Raw genomic sequence first — 5,359 nt, forward strand, 5'->3', positions numbered from 1 at the left:
AGTCAGTTGCACAATCGGGAGGAAGTCGTGAACAAGGCCGAGCTCATCGAGGCGCTCGCCGTTCGCCTGGGGGACCGGAAGATGGCGACGGCCGCGCTCGACGCGGTCCTCACCGAGGTCCAGGCGGCGGTCACCAAGGGCGAGAAGGTGGCGATCACCGGATTCGGAGCATTCGAAAAGCGTGTGCGTGGCGCGCGAACAGCGCGCAACCCGCGTACCGGCGAGGCGGTGAAGGTCAAGAAGACGTCAGTCCCGACCTTCCGCCCCGGCGCCGGGTTCAAGGAGATGGTGGCCAGCGGCAAGGTGCCGAAGGCCGCGGCGGCGACGAAGAAGACCGCCACCAGCACCGCCACGGCCAAGGCGGCGGGCACGAAGGCGACCGGCACCAAGGCGGCCACCGCCAAGGCGGCGGGCACCAAGGCGACCACGGCGAAGGCGGCCAGCAAGAAGACCGCCCCGGCCAAGGCGAGCAAGACCGCCACGGCGACCAAGACGGCCGCCAGCAAGAAGACCGCCCCGGCCAAGGCGAGCAAGAGCACCACGGCGACCAAGACGGCCGCCAGCAAGAAGACCACCGCGGCGAAGAAGACCACCGCGGCGACCAAGTCGACCGCGGCGAAGAAGACCACCGCGGCGGCGAGCAAGAGCACGGCGGCAAAGAAGGCGCCGGCGAAGAAGGCTCCGGCCAAGAAGGCGGCCAGCAAGCGCTGACCGACCCACTACGAAAGGGCGTCCACCCGTTGGTGGGCGCCCTTTCGGCGTACGCGAACCGTTGACCCGTTCGGTCCGCTCGCGCAGAATCGCCGTGCCGGCCCCCCTCCGCCGGCCCGTCGACGGGAAATGGGGCGCCGGTGCGCTATCGCCAGCTCACCACCGGGACGCTCGCGCTGGGCGTCATCCTCCTCATCGACGTGCTGCGGGTCTGGCTGCCCGGCATCATCACCATCTTCGGCCAGGCGGCGTCCACCCCGGCCGAGTTGATGGGCGCGTTCGCCCTCGGCTGGTTCGTACTCGCGCTGGGCGCGCCCGCGGTGGTCCGCCGGGTCGGTGCCCGACCGGTCGTGGTTGTCGCCGCCGTCGTGCTCGCCCTCGCCCGGCTCGCACTCACCGCCGCGCCGGGCGGGCGTACGCAGCTCTGGTTGGCCACCGCCGGTCTGCTCGCCGGGCTGGTCTGGCTGGTCGGCGTCGCCGCCGACACCGACCGTCCGGTTCCGGGGCTGGCGTTGGGTTTCGCGGTCAACGCGGCCCTGCACGCGCTGTGGGACACCGTCGACGTGGTCTGGTGGGGCACCTGGGTGGCGTGGTTGTTCAGCTCCGTCGTGGTGCTGCTGTTCCTGCTCGGCACGGCGCAGCCGGTAGCGCTGGCCGGTGGTGGTGACGGTGGCGCGCGGGCCTGGCTGCTGGCCGGTCCGGCGCTGCTGCTGGCCGGAATGGTGGCACTCTCCCCGGCGCTGGCCCGGACCGGGATGTCGTACCTGTTCGCCGGGGACGGTGTGGCGGGTTCGCCGTTGTTCGGCCTGGCGCCGGTGCCGGTCGCGGTCGCGGCGTTCCTGTTCACCGCGTCGACCCGGCCACCCCGGGGGTGGGGCCGCGCGTACGGGCCGGTGGCGTTGCTGGTGGGCGCGCTGCTGTTCGCCAGCGACCGGGGCGACCTGCTCGTCCCGGCCGTCCTGCTGGCCGCCGTCGGTCTCGGCGCCTGCCTCGCCCTGACCGACGACGCCAACCGCCCCAACGAGACGGCGGAGACCGAGCCGACGGGCGCGGGCAGCGGAACCACGAGCGACGTCACCAGCGCGGCGGCGGCCCGCCGGGGGTACGCGGTGGCCATCGGCATGCTGGTCTTCGCGCTGGGGGCGGTCGGGTACTACTCCGCCTACGACCTCGGGTACCCCAACGCGGCGGTGCCCGTGGTGGTGGCCGGTCTGGTCGCGGTCGTGGCGTTCACCGCCCAACCCGTCGTCCAGTGGCTCCCCGGGCCGTTTCCGCCGCTACGGGCTGCCGCGGCGGTCACCGCGCTGGCGCTGCTGGCACCGGTGGTCGCCGACGAGGTTCCGGTGGCCAGCAACCGGGACGGCCCACCGGAGCGGCTCACCGTGGTGGCGTACAACATCCGGATGGGCTTCGGGTTGGACGGTCGGTTCGACCTGACCGGGCTCACCGAGGTGGTCGAGCGGCAACGCCCCGACGTGGTGCTGCTCAGTGAGGTGGACCGGGCCTGGCTGCTCAACGGCGGGCACGACACCCTTGACGTGATGGCCGACCGGCTCGGCATGCCGTACGTCTTCGCGCCGGCGGCCGACCCGGTGTGGGGTGACGCCGTGCTCAGCCGTTGGCCGATGGACGACGCGCGGAGCCTCCCGCTGCCAGCCGTCGGGGCGCCCACCGGGGCGCAGGCCCTCGGCGTGACGTTGGACCTCAGCGACGGTGTGCGTACCGCGGTGGTCAGCACCCACCTGCAACCGCCGCCCGGGAAGGGCCCGGTGGTCCAGGCCCGCGCGGTCGCCGACTTCGCCATCCGGTACGCCGCCGGCCGACCGCTGGTGGTGGCGGGCGACATGAACACCGAGCCGGGGGACGAGGCGTTCGAGCAGTTCACGGCCGCCGGTCTGGTCGACGCGTTGGCTGCCGCCCGACCGCTGGCGACCAGCCCCGCAGACGACCCCCGCGAGCAGATCGACCACATCTTCGTCTCGGCCGGTCTGACCCCCAGAAACCCGGTCGCGCCCCGCAGCACTGCCAGCGACCACCTGCCGGTCGCGGTGACAGTGACCCTGCCGCCCCGCTGAGGGGCTCTACAAGCGGTCGGCGGCCAACAGGCGGTCGGCGGTGAAGGCGAGCAGCCAACCGCCGCCCTTGGGCGTGCTGAAGTCCTCGTCGGTGCGGCCGGTCAGCTGCTCCAGGGCACCCGGCAGCACCTTGCCCTGGCTGCACACCGCGGCCTGGCCGCCGGCGTTGGCCAACTCCAGCAGCCGGGCGGCGGTGGCCAGGATCTGCTCGTCGCTCTGTTGGCCGGGCTGTGGCTCGTCGAGGTCGCCGCAGACCTCGATCGGCAGGTCGAGCAGCGCGGCAGCCGGGTCCAGTGTCTGCACACACCGTCGCGGTGACGCCGACACCAGCCGGGACGGCCGGATCAGGGCCACCAGCCCGCCCAGCGCGGTTGCCTGGGCCCATCCCTCGGCGTCCAGGGGCCGCCCGACGTCCGGGCCGGACCAGGTGGCCCGCTTACCGGCGTGCGCGTGCCGGACCAGCGCGACGGTGGCGGTCACCGACGGCAGCGCGGCGAACGCCGCCAGCACCTCGGCGTCGTGGGGGTAGCTGACCAGTCGGATCGCGTCGTCCACCGCGAGCCAGCGGATGTCGTCCACCTCGGTGCCCGGTTGGAAACCCCCGCTGGCGACCGCGAGCATCGACCAGTAGTCGACCAGCTTGGGCTGCCCCTCGCTGCGGTACCGCACCGACGGCAGCCGGACCTGCGGTACGCCCTGCACGTCGGCCTCCTCGGCCACCTCGCGGACGGCCGCCGCCAGGGCGTGCTCGCCCGGCTCCAGCTTGCCCTTGGGCAACGTCCAGTCGCCGTAGCGGGGGCGGTGCACCACGCAGACGTATACGCCGTCGGCGGTCGGCCGCCAGGCCACCCCGCCCGCCGCGCGGATGCCGGTCACGGCAGCCAACTCGTCCGCCGCCGTCGGGTGGCCCGGTGCCAGGCCGCCGGGAAGGAAGACCGCATCCGGTGTACGGAGGCGCGTTCCCGCTCGGCGAGCCGCCCGGCGGTGACCGCCAGCTCGTGGTCGTCCGGCAGCTCGGCGGCGATCTCCAGCCAGGTGTCCGCCGCGACCGCCGCATCCTGGTGCTCGCCGAGCACGTCCTGCACGCGGGCCAGGGCTCGGGACAGCCGGCGCGCGCCCTGGCCGACCGTCGGTGCCACCGCGTTGACCGCGTACCGGGCCTGCTTGGCCTCCTTGCGAACGGCGTGCCACCTGTCGTCCGGCGACCGGGCGTCGAGCCCGTCGACGCCGTCCGGCCCGGTGAGCCGAGACCAGGGGCGGGCCACCAACGCGGGCAGCGCCTTCGCCGCCGGAGCGGTCGCCCGCCGGGTGAGCCGGGGCGAGGCGGAGGCCAGCACCAGGGAGTCCACCAGGGCCAGGTAGCGGGGGGTACGCAATGCCTCGTCGATGGCGGCGAGTGCCGATCGCTGCCGTGCGGCGAGCACCTCGTCCAGCCGGTCCACGGCGTCCCCGTCGAGCGGGCTGAGCGGATCCGCGTCGGCGGTGGTGCGCAGCCGGGCGCGCAACACCTCGGCGTCGCGGGCCGCGCCGAGGACACCGGCCAGCCACCGCAGTTCGGTGCGCAGTGGACGGGACCAGGTCTTGCGGACCAATGCCTTGAAGGTGCGCAGGTCACTGCGGAGGCGTCGGCAGGCCACCCGCATCTGGTGCACACCGGTGTCGCCGCCGGTGCCCGGGGCGCGTAGTCGGACCAGCGGGTCGTGCGCCAGCAGCCGGCGGATCTCCTTACGGAGCGCCTCGGTCACCACGTCACCTGCTGTCGGCTCGGCGGGCAGCCCGTTTGGCGCGACCAGGTCCGGATCGGCCTGTGCTCTCTCGCCCAGCGCCCGTACGTGCTTCGGGGTGAACGACCCACCCTGGGCGCCGGCCTCGCGTAACACCGTGCCGATCCGGTCGAGCAGCGCACGGTCGCCGCCCTTGCGCTCGACCTCCAGCTCGCGGAACGTGTCGGTGGTGGCGCCGGAGTCGTCCAGCACTGTCACCCGGTCGTCCACCACCTCGGCGAGCACCGTGCCCGCCTTGTCGCACACCTCGTACGCGTGCCGGACCGTCCGGACCACAGTCACCGGGGCCAGCGGCGCCCCCCGGTGCAGGACGGTGACCAGCTCCACCAGCTCCGGCGGCGGCTGTCCCTTAGGCCCCGGGCGGGATACCTCGTGCCGGACGCCTGGTGTGCCGGTCGGCAGTTTCACCGTCCAGGGCAGCTCGTCACCCCGGCGGTGGCGCAACGAGGCACCGGCGCGGGCCAGCCTCAGGTCGACCGTGTCGAGGTAGCGGGCGACGAGCGTCACCGGGGGCAGCGCCCGGACGCGGCCCCCGGACGGTGCCGTGGCGGCCAGGTCCGGCAGCACGTAGGCGTCGTCCACCTCGTACTTCTGCTCCTCCTCGACCATCAACCCAGCCTATGCGGTGATCGGTCAGCCGGCCGTGCCACCGACGCGGCGCAACAACACTTCCTGTAGATGCGACCGGGTGTTGTCGTCGGCGCTGGTATGCCGGGTCCAGCTACCGTCGCTGGACAGCTCGAACGCGTCCACGTCAGGGCTCATCGCGGCGGTCAGCACCTGGTCCAG

The 5,359-nt window shown here is 73.6% G+C and carries 4 protein-coding genes; 2 read left to right on the forward strand and 2 right to left on the reverse strand.

The features are described from left to right. The first annotated feature begins 27 nt into the window (after window positions 1-27). Complete coding sequence (locus ACWCO3_RS30935; protein ID WP_450013413.1) at window positions 28-711, forward strand: HU family DNA-binding protein; 684 nt, start codon at window positions 28-30, stop codon at window positions 709-711. A 140-nt stretch (window positions 712-851) separates the two neighbouring features. Continuing rightward, window positions 852-2,786, forward strand: a complete 1,935-nt coding sequence (locus tag ACWCO3_RS30940; protein WP_357933542.1) for an endonuclease/exonuclease/phosphatase family protein — start codon at window positions 852-854, stop codon at window positions 2,784-2,786. A gap of 6 nt (window positions 2,787-2,792) precedes the next feature. Here the strand turns inward: ACWCO3_RS30940 and ACWCO3_RS30945 are convergent, their stop codons facing one another. Together ACWCO3_RS30945 and ACWCO3_RS30950 are read right to left on the reverse strand one after the other, a co-directional pair. Beyond that, window positions 2,793-3,671: an NUDIX hydrolase gene (locus ACWCO3_RS30945; protein ID WP_450013411.1), complete on the reverse strand. Its 879-nt coding sequence runs from the start codon at window positions 3,669-3,671 to the stop codon at window positions 2,793-2,795. Continuing rightward, window positions 3,659-5,179, reverse strand: coding sequence for a CYTH and CHAD domain-containing protein (locus ACWCO3_RS30950; protein ID WP_357933545.1), 1,521 nt, complete (start codon window positions 5,177-5,179; stop codon window positions 3,659-3,661). Before ACWCO3_RS30950 ends, ACWCO3_RS30945 begins: the two co-directional genes overlap by 13 nt. Window positions 5,180-5,359: the final 180 nt, after the last annotated feature.

The sequence above is a fragment of the Micromonospora sp. NPDC002411 genome, assembly GCF_053592955.1.